Here is a 16,184-nt window from a genome sequence, read left to right as displayed (position 1 = left end):
CGAAGCCGACAGTCGCGCCGATCATGGTGGTCGAGAACCCGTACTCGAAGGTCCCGAAGGTGAGCAAATCCTCTGTCAGCGATAATGCTGGCTTAATTCAGATACGGTGATATCGCCTGAATCAACGCCTTCGGCACGCGGTGAGAACAGTCCTCCAATTGTAAGAGCCCATTTCAACCACTACACTCCAGCCCATGAAACGCTACCTGCGGTTTTGCCTCATTTTCGTGATTAGCCTGGTGCTTCCCCTCAGCGGGATGGCGGGTGTTCAGGCGCCCACAGAACCTTGCCCGACGAAGACGATGGGCATGGCGATGATGGATGACATGGCAATGGACTGCTGCAATGACATGAAAAGCCCGACGGAGCATGGCAAGCCCTGCAAGCCGGGCCAGGAGTGCAAGACAGGCGGTATGCTGCAAGTCTCGATCCTCAAGCCTCCTGTCACCGTGTTCAGCCCCGTAGTGGTTTCCTTCTTCAGTGATTCCCTGCCCGTACAAACCCCGTCCGGGGTATGGCGACCGCCTCGCGTTTGATTCCTGTCCAACATTGAGCCTCATTCCGCACTAGCGGGATGGACTGGCTGCGCGCCTGTCTTTTTGACGCGTGCAGTGGATGATCACAGGAATCCAAAACATGAACTCCAAGTGCTATTGCACAGGCTGGTCCCTCGTGGCCGGTCTGGCGGCAAGCGTACTGGCATTGCCGGGCGTCGCTGCCGCACTGACTCTTGATGAAGCGCTGCGGCTGGCCGAAAACAATGCGCCGTCGCTGACTGCACAAGATGCAAAGATTCAGGCTGCCAGCAGTGCGGCTATTCCAGCGGGTGAATTACCTGACCCCAAGTTGCTGGCAGGTGTGCAGAACTACCCCATCGGCGGCCCGGATCGCTGGAGCATCAACGACGACTTCATGACCATGCAAATGGTCGGGGTCAGACAAGAGATGCCCAACAGCGACAAGCGCAAAGCACGCATTGAGGTCGCCGATGCGGCCGTTGATCGCGCTGCGGCAGAGCGTCGGGTCGAACGTTTGAAGGTACGCCAATCCACGGCACTGGCCTGGATCAGTAGCTACTCGGTCGAGCGAAAAGATGCGCTGTTCCAGGACTTCTACAAAGAAAACCGCCTGCTGACCGATACCGTCCGGGCCCAGATTGCCGGTGGCCGCGCTCAGCCCGCCGATGCGGTGACACCCAAGCAAGAAGCGGCTCAACTGGCGCAGCAACAGGACGATCTTGTGCTCCAGAGAACGCAGGCCCGAGCGGCCCTCAAACGCTGGATTGGCTCCGCCGCCAACGACAAGCCTGTGGGCACCTTGCCGCAGTGGCCTGTCGATTCCTCAAGCTACGCCCATAAACTGCAACACCACCCCGAGTTGGCAGCGTTTGCGCCGATGACCCGCGAAGCGCAAGCCAAGGTTCGTGAAGCCGAGTCGGAGAAAAAGTCAGACTGGAGCTGGGAGCTTGACTATCAACATCGCGATCGCCAGTTCGGCGACATGGTCAGCGTGCAATTGTCCTGGGACTTGCCGCTGTTTCCTGACTCCCGGCAAAACCCCAAAATCGCAGCCAAACAGGCTGAACTCAGCCAGCTTGAGGCTGAGCGCGAAGCCCTGTCACGCGAGCACACACAGCAACTGGAAAACGAACTGGCCGACTATGAGCGTCTGAATCGTGCGGTAAGCCGCAACCAGGAAAGCCTGTTGCCGCTGGCCAGGGAAAAGGTCGAACTCAGCATGGCCAGCTACCGTGCCGGCAAAGGCGATTTAAACGCCGTTGTGGCCGCCCGACGTGAACTCATCGAAGCCCGACTCAAACAGATCGACGTGGAAGAACAGCGAGCACTGACCAGCGCGCGTCTGTTTTTTGCTTATGGGGAGTCCAGCCAATGAACCATAAAAAATGGAACGGGGCGTTGCTGGTTGGCATCTCGCTGGCATTGGGTGTCGCCGGTGGCTACTGGTTCGCTCCCCAGCGCATGAGCGGAGTACCAAGTACCGCCCCGGAGCAGAGCCTCAATTCACTGGATGAACGCAAGGCTCTGTACTGGTATGACCCCATGTACCCGCAGCAAAAGTTCGATAACCCGGGTAAGTCCCCCTTTATGGACATGCAACTGGTCCCCCAGTACGCCAGCGGCGTCGGGGATCGTGCGGCCGTCAGTATCGATCCGAGCCTGACCCAGAATCTTGGTCTGCGTTTTGCGACTGTCACTCGTGGCGTCTTTGAGTCCAGCCTCGAAGTAACCGGTGTCTTGGCGTTCAACGAACGTGATGTCGCTGTGATTCAGGCACGCACCCCTGGCTTTGTGGAGCGGGTCTATGCCCATGCACCCGGTGATGTGCTCAAGGCCAACGCGGCATTGGCGGATATCCTGGTGCCGGAGTGGGCGGCCGCCCAGACAGAGTTTCTTGCCCTCAAGCGCAACGGTGATACCGATCTGTTGGCTGCGGCCCGCCAGCGACTGAGGCTCACAGGGATGCCGGTTGCGTTAATCACTCAGCTAGAGCGCAGTAGCAAAGTCCAACCGAACCTGACCCTCACCAGCCCCATCAGCGGCGTGCTGCAAGAGTTGAACGTACGTGCGGGTATGACCGTGGCGACTGGCGATACCCTGGCACGCGTCAATGGCTTGAGCAGTGTCTGGCTCGCCGTGGCCGTACCGGAATCGGATGCCGGAGCTATCACCGTGGGGCAGTCAGTCGAAGCGCGATTGCCAGCCTTTCCAGAGGCAACGCTCAGTGGCAAGGTCAGCGCGATTTTGCCTGAAACCAATCCGGACAGTCGCACCCTTCGCGTGCGGGTGGAACTGCCCAATCCGGACGGGCGCCTGAGACCCGGTTTGACGGCACAGGTCCGCCTGAATCGTACAGTTGAGCACAGTGTATTGTGGGTGCCGAGCGAAGCGGTGATTCGCACTGGCCGACGTGCCTTGGTGATGCTCGCCGAAGATGCGGGCCGCTACCGCCCAGTGGAGGTGCAACTCGGGCAGGAAAGCGATGGCAAGACGGCGATTTTGAAAGGTCTGGGCGAAGGTCAGAAGGTGGTTACGTCTGGTCAGTTCCTGCTCGACTCGGAGGCCAGTCTCAAGGGCATCGTTGCAAGCTCGGAGGAAGTGTCACCACCCAGTGCGGCCGCCGCCAGTTTTCATGAAGCGGATGGGCAGATCGTTGAGATCAACGATAAAGACGTCACGCTCGCCCACGGTCCCTTCAAGACGCTGGGCATGCCTGGCATGACGATGACGTTCCCACTCGCCAGTCCGGCGCTGATGCAGGGCCTCAAGGCTGGTGACAAGGTTCGGGTCGCGGTGAGCCAGACCGACGATGGCTTGCGTGTCGAGCGCCTGGATAAATCGGGGGGGCAGCCATGATTGCTACCCTGATTCGTTGGTCGGTGGCCAACCGATTCCTGGTGCTACTGGCGACGTTGTTCGTCACGGCTTGGGGTATCTGGTCGGTGCAGAGCACGCCCATTGATGCGCTGCCAGACCTTTCCGATGTGCAGGTGATTATCCGCACCCCTTATGCAGGACAAGCGCCGCAGATTGTCGAGAATCAGGTGACCTATCCGTTGGCCACCACCATGCTCTCGGTGCCTGGCGCCAAGACCGTGCGTGGTTATTCCTTCTTCGGTGACAGCTTTGTCTACGTGCTGTTTGAAGACGGCACTGACTTGTATTGGGCTCGCTCGCGGGTGTTGGAGTACCTGAGCCAAGTACAGAGTCGGTTGCCGGCCAGCGCCAAGCCAGCGTTGGGGCCGGATGCGACGGGGGTGGGTTGGATCTATCAGTACGCACTGGTGGATCGCAGCGGTGGACACGATTTGGCGCAACTGCGCGCACTTCAGGACTGGTTTCTCAAGTTTGAGCTCAAGACGCTGCCCAACGTCGCAGAGGTGGCGACAGTCGGCGGGATGGTCAAGCAGTACCAGGTGCAACTGGATCCGCTGAAACTCGCCAGCCTCGGTATCACTCAGGCCGAGGTGACCGAGGCGATCGGCAAGGCCAATCAGGAAACAGGTGGCGCCGTGCTGGAGATGGCAGAGACCGAGTTCATCGTGCGCGCGTCCGGCTACCTGAAGACGCTCAATGACTTCCGCTCGATCCCACTCAAGTTGGGTGCGGGCGGCGTGCCGGTGACCCTTGGCGATGTCGCCACGATTCAGTTGGGCCCGGAAATGCGCCGTGGCATCACTGAACTCGACGGCGAGGGCGAGACCGTCGGTGGCGTGGTGATTTTGCGCAGCGGCAAGAACGCTCGCGAGACCATTGCGGCGGTCAAGACCAAACTCGACGAACTGAAAAGCAGCCTGCCGGCCGGCGTGGAAATCGTCACCACCTACGATCGCAGCAAGCTGATCGACCGCGCGGTGGAAAACCTCAGCCACAAGCTCATCGAAGAGTTCATCGTCGTCGCGTTGGTCTGCGGGATCTTTCTCTGGCACTTGCGCTCATCGCTGGTGGCGATCATTTCACTGCCGGTGGGGGTGCTGATTGCCTTCATCGTCATGCGCTACCAAGGCATCAACGCCAACATCATGTCCTTGGGCGGAATCGCCATCGCCATCGGCGCCATGGTCGATGCCGCCGTGGTGATGATCGAGAACGCCCACAAGAAGATTGAGGCCTGGCACGTAGCCAATCCAGGGGAGGAACTAAAGGGCGAGCGTCATTGGCATGTCATGACCAAAGCGGCGGCAGAGGTAGGCCCGGCGCTGTTCTTCTGTTTGCTGATCATCACCCTGTCGTTTATTCCGGTGTTCACCCTGGAGGCTCAGGAGGGACGGCTGTTCGGTCCTTTGGCTTTCACCAAGACCTACGCCATGGCCGCAGCGGCGGGATTGTCAGTGACCCTGGTGCCGGTGCTGATGGGCTACTGGATTCGAGGACGAATCCCCAGTGAGCAACAGAACCCGTTGAACCGGTGGTTGATCCGGATCTATCAGCCGGCCCTGGACGCGGTCTTGCGTCGTCCGAAGATCACGCTGGTGGTCGCGCTGTTGGTTTTTGTCAGTGCGTTGTGGCCAATGTCGCGTTTGGGTGGCGAGTTTCTCCCGCCGTTGGACGAGGGCGACCTGCTCTATATGCCTTCAGCTCTGCCGGGATTGTCTGCGCAGAAGGCGGCGCAACTGCTGCAACAGACTGACCGCCTGATCAAGACCGTGCCAGAGGTCGAACATGTCTTCGGTAAAGCCGGTCGTGCCGAAACCGCCACCGACCCCGCACCGCTGGAAATGTTCGAAACCACCATCCAGTTCAAGCCACACGAGCAATGGCGTCCAGGCATGACTCAGGAAAAGTTGGTAGAGGAACTGGATCGCGTGGTGCGCGTACCCGGTTTGACCAACATCTGGATACCGCCGATTCGCAACCGTATTGACATGCTGGCGACGGGTATAAAGAGCCCGATCGGTGTGAAGGTTGCTGGCACCCATCTGGCGGAAATCGATGCGGTCACCCAAGTGGTCGAGCGAGTAGCCAAGGACGTGCCCGGTGTCAGTTCGGCTCTGGCCGAGCGGCTGACTGGCGGCCGCTATATCGATGTCGATATCGACCGCAAGGCCGCCGCCCGCTATGGGCTGAACATCGCCGATGTGCAGTCCATCGTGGCCGGTGCTATCGGCGGTGAAAACGTCGGCGAGACCATTGAAGGTCTCGCACGTTTCCCGATTAACGTGCGTTACCCAAGGGAATGGCGTGACTCGCTCGGCGCTCTGGAGCAACTGCCGATCTATACCCCGCTGGGTAGTCAGATCACCCTTGGCACGGTGGCGAAGGTCAAGGTCAGCGATGGCCCGCCGATGCTCAAAAGCGAGAACGCACGGCCCTCTGGTTGGGTATACATCGACGTGCGGGGCCGGGACATTGCCTCGGTGGTCGCCGATCTACGCCGGGTCGTCAACGAGCTGGTCAAGTTGCAGCCCGGTATGAGCCTGAGCTACTCAGGGCAGTTCGAATTTCTTGAAAGAGCCAACGCTCGACTCAAGCTGGTGGTGCCGGCCACGCTGTTGATCATCTTCGTGTTGCTCTACCTGACTTTTGCCCGCTTCGATGAGGCCTTGCTGATCATGGCCACTCTGCCGTTCGCACTGACTGGGGGGGCATGGTTTCTCTATCTGTTGGGGTTCAACCTGTCGGTTGCCACCGGGGTCGGTTTCATAGCCTTGGCCGGGGTTTCCGCCGAATTTGGTGTGATCATGCTGCTCTACCTGAAAAACGCGTGGGCCGAACGTGAAGACCTCAGCGACAGCACTGAGCGCGGTCTGGTGGCGGCGATTCGTGAAGGCGCTGTGCAGCGCGTTCGGCCCAAGGCCATGACCGTGGCCGTGATCATTGCCGGTCTGTTACCCATCCTGTTGGGCAGCGGCACCGGCAGCGAAGTGATGAGCCGCATCGCCGCGCCCATGGTCGGCGGTATGGTCACTGCACCCTTGCTGTCCCTGTTTGTCATTCCGGCAGCGTATCGCCTGATGCGTCGCCGGCACCTCCAAGTTAAAACCAACACCCCTCAAGGAAAAGTCGTATGAAACTGACCCTGATTGCAGTCGCAAGCACCGTATTCGCGCTATCACTTTCTGCCCGCGCGCAGGACATGCCGGGCATGAAAATGGACGGCATGGAAGGTATGCAGATGAAGCAGGAAACTAAACAGGCTCCGGTCTCGAATGCCGAAGGTACGATCAAGGCTATCGATATTTCGAAGGGCACGGTGACGATCTCCCACGGCGCCGTTCCCGCCCTGCAATGGCCGCCGATGACGATGGCCTTTTCCGTGACGCAAGATCAGTTGTCGGGGTTGGCGCCCGGAGACCGGGTATCGTTTTCCTTCCGGCTAGAGGGTAACAGCGCCTCGATTGTGTCCATTAAGAAGTAAATTCCGGTGTTGGAAGTGTCCGGCACATTTTTTCGTGCCGTCCAGTTCCGTCTCCCCTTGCGTCATTCACGTCAGTGTTTCAGACCTGCGACAGATGTCGAAAAAAAGTCGCAAGCCCCGCGATTCTTCAGGGCTTGCGACTCATTGCCGATACGTCCTTCAAACCCCCGGGACGTCATCGACGGGTAGAGCCTGCCGTGTTCATTGCCGAACGTGCGGGCCTAGTTCTCTATCTCAACCGTATCGAAATCCGGTGCGTCAGGTGCGTCTGGGGCATCTGGTGCATCCGGGGCGTCAGCCACATCCTCTCTGGCCGCCCGCGCCTTGGCTTTGTCAGCCTCTCTGGCTACGTTCGCCTTGGCTTTGGCTGCGTCCCTGGCAGCATCCGCATCAGCCTTGGCTGCATCCCTGGCAGCATCTGCGTCGGCCTTGGCGGCGTCTCTGGCTGCATCCGCGGCGGCCCGGGCAGCGTCTCTGGCTGCATCGGCCTCTGCGCGCGGTACGCCAGCAGCTCTTGCGGCATCCCGTGCTGCATCCGCCTCAGCTCTGGCGGCGTCCCGGGCTGCATCAGCAGCGGCTTTTGCCGCATCCCGGGCTGCGTCTGCATCAGCCTTGGCTGCGTCTCTGGCTACATCAGCGTCATTTCTGGCAACGCCTCTGTCTTCCGCGGCTTCACGGGCAGCGTCAGCAGCGTCTTCTGCAGCTTCCCTTGCAGCGTCACCAACGTCTTCCGCGGCTTCCCTTGCGACGTCACCAACGTTTTCCGCGGCTTCCCTTGCAGCGTCATCGGCGTCTTCTGCCGCTTCCCTTGCAGCGTCACCGGCATCTTCTGCGGCTTCCCTGGCTGCATCGGCGGCGTTATCCGCGTCGTTGTCATCATCGTTGTCTTGCGCTTTGCCTGGGCCTCTATTTGGGCCTCTATTCCCGGCCATGGCACCATTGTCATCGTCGTTGTCACGCGCATTGCCCGGGCCTCTGTTCCCGGCCATACCACCATGGTCAGCATCGCCGCGACCGTCACCGCCATGGCCTGTTGCACCATGACCGCCACCGCCGTCACCACCATGACCACCGCCTCCGGAGCCTCCACTGCCGGAGCCACCACCGCCACCGTGACCACCGCCGCCGCTGCCGCCACCGTGGCCGCCTCCGCCACCGCCGTCACCACCGTGACCGCCGCCTCCGGAGCCGCCGCCACCGCCGTTACCACCGCCCCCGGAACCGCCGCCACCACCGTGACCACCGCCTCCGGAACCGCCGCCACCGCCGTGACCGCCACCGCCTCCGCCGCTACCACCACCACCGCCGCTGCCACCATCTTTGGCATACACGCTGGAGAAACTACTGATGTAATCGGGCACCAGAACAGTCGATGCCGACAGGACCCCGCCTATTGCCAGAGCCAACAAACATTTCTTGAGCAGCATGATGCACCTCCGCTTGGAGTTGCGTTGTCACCTCCGTATCGAACGCAATGTCCAGTGAGTTCCCGGCCGCCCACTGGAGCGGCCACCCAACCGGCACGGCCATGAATAGGCAGCAGCAACGAGCCACTGCGGTATCCGTACGATCCTTCAGAGCCAGCTGGCATCTTAGCGTGGGAAATATTCCCACACCACTTAGATTAGTACTGTCAGCACAAGTGTCAACGACCGGATATCAGGTCCGCGGCACGCGTTGAGCAATCGGCCAACAGCAGACAGAAGACGCAGCAATGGCAAATGAGTAGCTATGCTTGGTTTGTTGCCTGGCTCTCTTGGCAACATCGTGAAAGGAGGCGTTTGAGATGCAACTCATCACGTTGAAAATCGAAAAACCGGATGAGACGAACTTCATTCTGGGTCAGACGCATTTCATCAAGTCCGTCGAGGACATCCACGAAGCGCTGGTCAATACCGTGCCAGGCATCCAGTTTGGCGTGGCCTTTTGTGAAGCCTCCGGCAAATGCCTGGTGCGATGGTCTGGCACCGATAGCTCAATGATTGAACTTGCACAGAAAAATGCGAAAGCCATCGCAGCAGGCCATAGCTTCATCATTTTCCTGGGCGAAGGTTTCTATCCGCTGAACGTGTTGAACACCATCAAAACGGTTCCAGAGGTATGCCGTATCTTTTGTGCAACAGCCAATCCGACCGAAGTGATTCTCGCCGAGACGCAGCAAGGGCGAGCGATCCTGGGCGTAGTGGATGGCTTTTGTGCCCATGACATCGAAGGCGATGAAGACATTCTGTGGCGCAAGAACTTGTTGCGGCAGATTGGCTACAAGCTGTGAGTTGCAGGGCGTTCCCTCCCAAACACGCTCAACCGGTGCATGATACGCGGCGCGTGACGCCCTGTTTGGGGCGGTACTGCAGGTGGTGACCTGATCAGCCTCCTGATGTAACGAATCAAGTCAAAATGTTTACCTGCAGGGCATATCCTTATACGATGAAGTCCGCTTCTACTGCTCTCCATCGGGCCTGAGCAATCCGTGGTTATTATGCATGACAAAGCGAATTAACAAATTGTGCTCTCTGGCCATGCAAGATTTTGCGCGGCGAACAAGCAAAAATTGTATACAAGTTCATTCATACAATTAATTAAAATAACATTGAGCACCTGAACGATGAACAACCCTGATTTACAGGCCGAAAGCTCCAAAGCCTTCAGCATAGTTATAGTAAATTACAAAACACCAGAAATCACCAAGATATGCCTGGACTTATTGCACCAGCATTTTGGCAGTAACAGCGTTCCGGTATGGGTGGTTGACAACTATTCCGCCGACGAGAGCACTGAGTACTTACGAACGCTTGACTGGATCAATTTGATCGAGCGCTCTATTTCCGAACCTGAAGCGGGCCATATTGCCCATGGCAAGGCACTTGACCTGGTTCTGGAGCGAATTGACACCGATTATTTATTCCTGATGCACACCGATACATTTGTTTTCGACAAGAATGTTTTTTCGATGATGTTGAATAAATGCTTGAAAAACCCGAAGGTCGCGGCCGTCGGTTGTGTCGAGCAAATTAACCGCGGCACCATGAGATCCGCCTGGCGCTTTAGCTCACGACTATTCAAACACCACTTCAGACGCCTGAAAATCTCCATGGGTTTGCGTTCCAGAGAGCCAAAACCGTACAAAGAAGTCTATTTGAAAAGTTTCTGCACCTTGTGGAACTGCAAACTTGTCAAACAGCACAACATGCACTTTTCGATGGATGATCGCGTGCCTGGCTATACGCTTCAGGACCGCATGACCGAACTTGGTTATGTCATTGAAATGTTATCACCACGTAAAATCTTCAGCTATCTGGATCACATTCAGTCCGGCACTGTTGCAGCGGTTGGCGGCTATGGTGAAACCCATAGGCGAACCAAAATGTACAACAACATCCTCAAGCGTCTGAACAAGGACGACAGGACCAAGTGAACGGCAAATAGACGCAACGAGCAGGGCATTCAACCCTGCGTGAAGTCACCCATACATTTTTATATCAGGTCATTGGAGCGGTAATGGCACCCATCACTCAAGCACTACCTATCACCCTGTCCCCGGAGCTTGATTTCGACCAGAATGCCGCCAGCGCCTTTGGTGCTTCGTTGACCGGCAGCTATGTTCAGGCTACGCCATTTCCGCACATAGTCCTCGACAACTTCTTGCACGAAGACCTGATTGCGAGCATCTGTTCGCACTTCCCGGTCGAGCCAACCAACAATGAAATGCTCTACGAGCGCGGCTATAAAGGTCAACGCAAACGTCAAATCAGCCCCAACGAATGCGACCCCTATTTGAAGACCGTTTTCAACGCCTTTAACTCGGCCCCCATGTTGCAGTTTCTTGAAAAGCTCACTGGCATCGAAGGATTGATACCCGACCCCTACTTTAGCGGCGGCGGCCTGCATGAAACGAAAAGCGGTGGTTTCCTGGGGGTGCACTCGGACTTCAGGCTCAACAAAAAACTTAATGTTGAGCGCAGACTGAACATCATCATTTATCTAAATGAAGACTGGCAAGAGGAATACGGCGGCAACCTGGAGCTTTGGGACGTCGGCATGAAGACCTGCCTTAAAAAAGTCCTGCCCATTTACAATCGCTGTGTCATTTTCAACACAGACAAGGACAGCAATCATGGGCACCCGGAGCCTTTAACGACTCCGGAACACATCACCCGCAGGTCTATCGCGCTTTATTACTACACTGCGGGAACCATGGCGATCGATCCGGCACAACGAAACAAAACCCACTACAAACCAAGGCCCAAGGATCGTTTAAGCCTGAAGTACTACATTAATAAGCTGATCAAGAAGAAAAACTGACCTGCAAAACGCCCGGGAGCAAGGCAAAGGGCCTGAGTCGATGCGGTGAAGCCCATCAATGCTGGAGGCAACCAGACAGGCAACGGCCAGGAATCAGAAAGCGTGGCTGAGCAACAGTCCGGCCTCGCCGTCCGGGCTGGCGTCGGAAAAGCCCTTGACGGCGTACAACTGAAACTTCCACTCCTGATTGAGCTTGTGCGTGAGAAAGAGCGTGAGCTCCTCGATCTCGTCGCCGGTGGAAACGACCTTCTGCCGCCAGTCGTAAGACACGCCCGCTGTGGTGCGCGCAAACACGGGCATGGCAAAGCCCAGGCCGGCGAATATCGGGTTGTCGAAGTCGGAGCCCGACGGGTCGCCGAACTTTTTCCAGCCCAGGGTCGCGAACCCGGTCACACGACCGAAGGCTTTGGCGACATCGACCTGGGCGGAATAGTCGGTTTTGCCGGTGCCCAGACACTCGTCTTCGTCGGCGGTGGGCAATTTGACCTTGCCGATCAGGTCCACGAACAGCCCGCCAACGCTGCCGTCCAGCACCGCATAGTCGGCACCGGCAACGGTGTCGCCCAGACCGCTTTCCACCTTGCCGCAACCGCCGGGCAGCGGCTCGCCGTCAGGGCCGACCGAAGGATTGGTGATGCGTAGCCAGGGCACGGTGAGCTTGTAGGTCATGGGACCGGTTTCGTATCTGCCCACCAGCGGGACGTACCAGGTTTCGGACATGGTACCGGTGCCATAGTCGCCCCGAGAGTAGTCGGTTCCGATCGAGGTCGTGAAGGTATCGGCCAAGGCCGGCAAGGACAGGCTGGCAAGCCAACCGACGAGCAGGATGCGCTTGGGGTCCATGTTCACCTCGTGTCTGGCGTCATCGAAGTTCACACGCATGTTTTGTTGCGTGACTTACCCAGCCTAGTTACTTATGACGAAAGTGCATCATGGCTGCACTGTTTTAACCCGACCTGCCGGAGTGATCGATTTTTTCAACTGGTTCAACCTTCTCGACTTTTTCTGGCCGATCAACCTTTTCAACCTTCTCGACTTTTTCCGGCCGATCAATTTTTTCGATCTTTTCAGGTCGATCGACTTTCTCCGTACGTTCTACCTTCTCTACTTTCTCTACCCGCTCTACCCTTTCCACATTCTCGCCTTTGCCGGATTGCTCGACCCTTTCGACTCGCTCTGATTTGCCAGACTTGTCCACGTTCACGTCCACGCGTTCTATATTGTCGCCACCGCCATGACTGTCACTGCCCCCGTGGCGAGTATCGTCGATGACACTGCCTGCGCTCTCGGAGCGGCCGCTCCTGTCACTGCCCGAGCTCCCGGAGCTCCCGGAGTTCCCCGAACTGCCAGAGTTGCCAGAGTTGCCGGAGCCGCTCGAATTGCCTGAGCCGCTTGAATCGTCGGTGTCTTGCTCATTGCTGCCGAGTCGTCCGTGTCGGTTGTTGGCTGGGGAATCGGAGCCCTCGCGGGGCAATTCGATACGCGTTGCCTGCACCTCCCGCGCGCCGGTGAACACGCCATTGATCCGCACACGTCGATCCAGCGTCAGCTGAGAAGCCTGCACACCGACAAACACGGTGTCGCGCGCCAGCTTCACATTAAAGCCGCCCACCACCAAATGGCGCTCCTGCCGGACCTGTACCAGGCCCTCGATCACTGCATTGTGTGCCCGACCAATGAAAGGCAGGCTCGGGTCGGGACGGCTTTGGCTCACGTCCAGCTCGCGACCGGACCAGTGGCCGCGCACCAGCATTTCCTGCGCCGGGCCCGAGTGGTTGCTGAGTTTGAGCCCGTGGAGATAGCCGCTGCGATCCACCGGGCCGATGGCACTGGCCTCCTTGAGGCCGAGTGCCCGGTCGATGCGGCTGGCCACCACTTCGCCTCGAGCATCGCGCAACCCACTGACCCGCACGGGATCGCCCGGGCGCAGGTCGGCAGCGACTTGGGCACCCTTGGCCAGGCGTACCGGTTGTCCCATGACGCGCATGGGCATGGAATCGCGCGGCAGGGCTGTCAAAGGACCTTCGTAGGCGTGCAGGATAGAAATGCGTCCGGCTTCCAGACCGCGCTGGGAGTTGAACGCTTCCACGGCAACCACCTGGCCTATCGCCAGGCGGGTACTGGAGGTGGCAATGCCGTTCTCGCTGACAGGAACGTTTTGGTTGAAGTGCACTTCCACGCCATTGACGCAGATCGAGGCGAACCCGGTGATGGTGCCGACAATGCCGGTACCTCCGATCCCACCGTTATCGTTGCTGATACCCGTACCACCCACGCCGCCTGCAACGGCCCCGGTGCCGCCAATACCGCCCGGGCGTTTTTTCAGTGGCGCGCCGGTACCACCGACTCCACCGTTGTCGGTATCGATGCCGGTACCGCCCATGCCGCCAGGCGCTACGCCCGTGCCGCCGGTGCCTCCCGGTGCCTGGATGACCGGCACTTCGCTGGTGCCCGCGTCATTCTGGCTGACACAGGCCGGAGCGGCTTGCAACACAATCGGAAGCGCGAGGCCCAGAACGAGGGCGACTGCACGAATCAGGCGCAATTTGACGGTCATGGTTCAGGGGCTTTTGGCGAATGGGTATCGGTAGCTTCAGTGTAGAAGTACAAGCCGACCGTGATGCGTTGGCGTGGTTCAAGGCTGGGCAGGTCCCGGAACTCCAGTTCGGCGGCGAGTCGGTTGAAGCTCAACAGGGCCTGCATTCCTTCGCTGGCCACGGCCTGGCGCAACGCCTCGACGCTCATCGGGGTCAGTGCGTCATAGTGGACGCTGCGTTCAAAAAAGGCCGGGGCGTCGCTGCTCAGGTTGTGAACTGCAGCGCAGGCATGATCGTGCAGGTTATGCCCCAGGTAAGCGGTTTTCTCATCGAAGCCCTTTTGTGGCACGAAGGCCTGCGCTTCGAGATGCACGCGTTCTTGCTCGTCAAGGCGCACGACCCCCAGACGCAGCCACTCGTCCAACACCACCCGCGCCCTGATATCGGTACTGACCTTCGCCACCAAGGCGTCGAAGGAACGATCGCCGCCGACACTGGCCAATCGAGGCAACGGCAGTGGCTGGCCGGCGTCGTTGCAAAAGGGCGCCTTGGCCCAGGCGTTGACCAATTGCGCACCGAACGTGATGTTTTCCGGAAGCGTGGAGGCAGCCGGGTCGCCGGTATTGCGCAAGCGCCGTACATCCTTGCGGTGCACGCCGGTGAGCAGGCTGATGCGGCTGTCGGTTGGTGCCTTCTCGCCCAGGCGGAACTCACGGTCCGCCACTTCGACGAAAACCTCCTTGAGCAGGTCGGCAAACACCAGGTAGGTGACGCCTTTGCGCAGCATCAGGCGCACCAGCGGCTGCATGACATGCCGCAAGGCTTTGAGGAGCGAGGTGGGCAGCGTGGACGATTGCATTCAGCGAATTCCTGGATAGATAACCCCAGTATAGCCATGTGGGAAATAATCCCATGAAACCACGCACGTATTTTTGCCACGACTCATGCAAAACCGGTCCCCGGGGTTTTGCATGAATCACAAAACGCCTCAGATCCGGCTGTTGTCGTCGCCGGGTTCGCCGCCGACATGGACACCGCGGTCATCACCTGGCTCACCGCCAACGTGGACACCGTGGTCATCACCCGGCTCGCCGCCAACGTGGACACCGTGGTCATCACCTGGCTCGCCGCCGACGTGGACGCCGTGGTCATCACCCGGCTCGCCGCCGACATGATTGCCGTGATCATCCCCCGCTTCAGCATGGGTACCACCGCGACCGGAGTTCGCGCCTCCAGAACCGGCATGGCCTGAATTCCCATGGTCGCTGCCGCTGTGACCACTGTTGCCACCATGGCCACTGTTGCCGCCGCTTCCGCTATTGCCACCATGGCCACCGCTCCCACTGTTGCCGCCGTGACCGCCACCGCTACCGCCATTGCCGCCACCGCCGCTTCCACCACCACCACCACCACCACCACCACCATCCTTGGCATAGGCACTGGAGTCATGGGAGATGGAATCTGGTACCAGAACGATGGAAGCCGAAAGGACACCGCCAATTGCCAGCGCCAGCAATCCTCTCTTGAAAAGCAGGTAATTGTTCATCGTGCATTCTCCTGGTGATTTACCGCGAGCAGTGTCAACGCCATACGCGTTGCAATCCGGGAGCGGCATGGGAGCAGACTGTCAAATCTACAGCTTCTTCTGAATTCTTTCGTGTGGGAATTTTTCCCACGTACAGAAGTTAGCCCTTTCTGGCTCAGGGTCAACTGGCGCAGGAGAAAGCCGACCGACGGACTGGGAACACAGATGGGGATGGGAGGGGGTTGCCCATGCGGGAGACGTATGGGCGGTGGTACTTTACGTTTTAAACCGGAGGTTTACAGGTACGAAACACGGTCTGTTGATCGCTACCCCGGAACCGAGGATTTTTGCGCACCGACACTGCCCGCCCTGCCGGCGACTGCCAGTGCCACGCAACAGGCCAGCAACGAGAATGCAGCGAATGCGCCCATCACATGCAGATAAGGCAACACGTGATTCCAGGCTCGAGCCACCCCCAGGAAAGCGGCGAACAGCCAACCGCTCATGGAAAGCGCACCCAACAAGGCGAGCCGTGAGCGGCCTGCACTGCGCAGTGCGACGAAGGGAGCCTTTTGCAGCAGCGGGAAGCCGATTCGATGCAAAAGTGCGCCGTTGAGGCTTAGCAGCGCGACGACCGTCACCTTGGCCCAGAGCTTCTGATTGAGCAGATACGCGTCACCTTCATCGAGATAACCCTGAAGCACCAGCAACAGCCCACTTGCCCAAAGGGCCAGCAGCGCGAGGCTGACAATCTTCTGGGTCTCATCGAGGTACTCAAGCCTCGCCTGGTCCAGTATTTCCTTGCGCCAACTCCAAAGCTTGTGATCTGCCTGCAACACCCTCCCCAGGGCAATACACGTAGCGAGCAGATGACCGTACACGAGAAGCATCTTGAGCATTGCCTTGACCTTTTTATTGTTTTGGCGCTGCGTTCCCTGCTTCGC

14 protein-coding genes are annotated in these 16,184 nt (G+C 58.7%); 8 read left to right on the top strand and 6 right to left on the bottom strand.

Annotated features, from left to right (window positions below; genetic code table 11):
• The first annotated feature begins 194 nt into the window (after positions 1–194).
• The 5 genes from AC3ITA_RS11435 to AC3ITA_RS11415 all read left to right on the top strand — a co-directional run bounded on the left by AC3ITA_RS11435 (position 195) and on the right by AC3ITA_RS11415 (position 6,876).
• Positions 195–536 (top strand): hypothetical protein, encoded by a 342-nt coding sequence (locus AC3ITA_RS11435; RefSeq protein ID WP_095941746.1) that lies wholly within the window; start codon positions 195–197, stop codon positions 534–536.
• Positions 537–636: 100 nt separating this feature from the next.
• Entirely contained in the window at positions 637–1,893 is a 1,257-nt protein-coding gene (locus AC3ITA_RS11430; RefSeq protein WP_489280326.1) for a TolC family protein, read from the top strand.
• A complete protein-coding gene (locus AC3ITA_RS11425; RefSeq protein ID WP_489280324.1) occupies positions 1,890–3,374 on the top strand; it encodes an efflux RND transporter periplasmic adaptor subunit in 1,485 nt (494 codons plus the stop codon). Before AC3ITA_RS11430 ends, AC3ITA_RS11425 begins: the two co-directional genes overlap by 4 nt.
• Positions 3,371–6,529 carry an efflux RND transporter permease subunit gene (locus tag AC3ITA_RS11420; RefSeq protein ID WP_489280323.1) on the top strand — a complete coding sequence of 1,053 codons (3,159 nt, stop codon included), beginning with the start codon at positions 3,371–3,373 and terminating at the stop codon, positions 6,527–6,529. Before AC3ITA_RS11425 ends, AC3ITA_RS11420 begins: the two co-directional genes overlap by 4 nt.
• Positions 6,526–6,876 (top strand): copper-binding protein, encoded by a 351-nt coding sequence (locus AC3ITA_RS11415; protein ID WP_095941742.1) that lies wholly within the window; start codon positions 6,526–6,528, stop codon positions 6,874–6,876. The genes AC3ITA_RS11420 and AC3ITA_RS11415 overlap by 4 nt, the downstream gene beginning before the upstream one ends.
• A gap of 221 nt (positions 6,877–7,097) precedes the next feature.
• On the opposite strand, the gene AC3ITA_RS11410 is transcribed toward AC3ITA_RS11415, so the two are convergent.
• Positions 7,098–8,303, bottom strand: coding sequence for a hypothetical protein (locus AC3ITA_RS11410; RefSeq protein WP_489280321.1), 1,206 nt, complete (start codon positions 8,301–8,303; stop codon positions 7,098–7,100).
• Positions 8,304–8,662: 359 nt separating this feature from the next.
• Here AC3ITA_RS11410 and AC3ITA_RS11405 point away from each other — a divergent pair, with 359 nt between their 5' ends.
• From AC3ITA_RS11405 to AC3ITA_RS11395, 3 genes are all read left to right on the top strand, one after another.
• Complete coding sequence (locus tag AC3ITA_RS11405; RefSeq protein ID WP_095941740.1) at positions 8,663–9,148, top strand: adenosine-specific kinase; 486 nt, start codon at positions 8,663–8,665, stop codon at positions 9,146–9,148.
• A gap of 333 nt (positions 9,149–9,481) precedes the next feature.
• Positions 9,482–10,291, top strand: coding sequence for a glycosyltransferase (locus tag AC3ITA_RS11400; protein WP_095941739.1), 810 nt, complete (start codon positions 9,482–9,484; stop codon positions 10,289–10,291).
• An 83-nt stretch (positions 10,292–10,374) separates the two neighbouring features.
• Complete coding sequence (locus AC3ITA_RS11395; protein ID WP_095941738.1) at positions 10,375–11,178, top strand: 2OG-Fe(II) oxygenase; 804 nt, start codon at positions 10,375–10,377, stop codon at positions 11,176–11,178.
• A gap of 93 nt (positions 11,179–11,271) precedes the next feature.
• Here AC3ITA_RS11395 and AC3ITA_RS11390 read toward each other — a convergent pair whose 3' ends face one another.
• The 5 genes from AC3ITA_RS11390 to AC3ITA_RS11370 all read right to left on the bottom strand — a co-directional run bounded on the left by AC3ITA_RS11390 (position 11,272) and on the right by AC3ITA_RS11370 (position 16,139).
• The gene (locus tag AC3ITA_RS11390) at positions 11,272–12,021 is read right to left on the bottom strand and encodes a hypothetical protein (protein ID WP_095941920.1); all 750 of its coding nucleotides are present in this window, start codon (positions 12,019–12,021) and stop codon (positions 11,272–11,274) included.
• 103 nt (positions 12,022–12,124) lie between these two features.
• Complete coding sequence (locus AC3ITA_RS11385) at positions 12,125–13,735, bottom strand: DUF5666 domain-containing protein (RefSeq protein WP_489280319.1); 1,611 nt, start codon at positions 13,733–13,735, stop codon at positions 12,125–12,127.
• Entirely contained in the window at positions 13,732–14,574 is an 843-nt protein-coding gene (locus AC3ITA_RS11380) for a DUF6502 family protein (protein ID WP_150673829.1), read from the bottom strand. Before AC3ITA_RS11380 ends, AC3ITA_RS11385 begins: the two co-directional genes overlap by 4 nt.
• A 129-nt stretch (positions 14,575–14,703) precedes the next feature.
• A complete protein-coding gene (locus AC3ITA_RS11375; protein ID WP_489280318.1) occupies positions 14,704–15,261 on the bottom strand; it encodes a hypothetical protein in 558 nt (185 codons plus the stop codon).
• 305 nt (positions 15,262–15,566) lie between these two features.
• The gene (locus tag AC3ITA_RS11370; RefSeq protein ID WP_150673830.1) at positions 15,567–16,139 is read right to left on the bottom strand and encodes a DUF2214 family protein; all 573 of its coding nucleotides are present in this window, start codon (positions 16,137–16,139) and stop codon (positions 15,567–15,569) included.
• Positions 16,140–16,184 lie beyond the last annotated feature (45 nt).

The sequence above is a fragment of the Pseudomonas sp. GL_090 genome (genome assembly GCF_057837765.1).
Note: the sequence above shows the minus strand (reverse complement) of the source record. Positions and strands in the feature narration are given on the sequence as shown.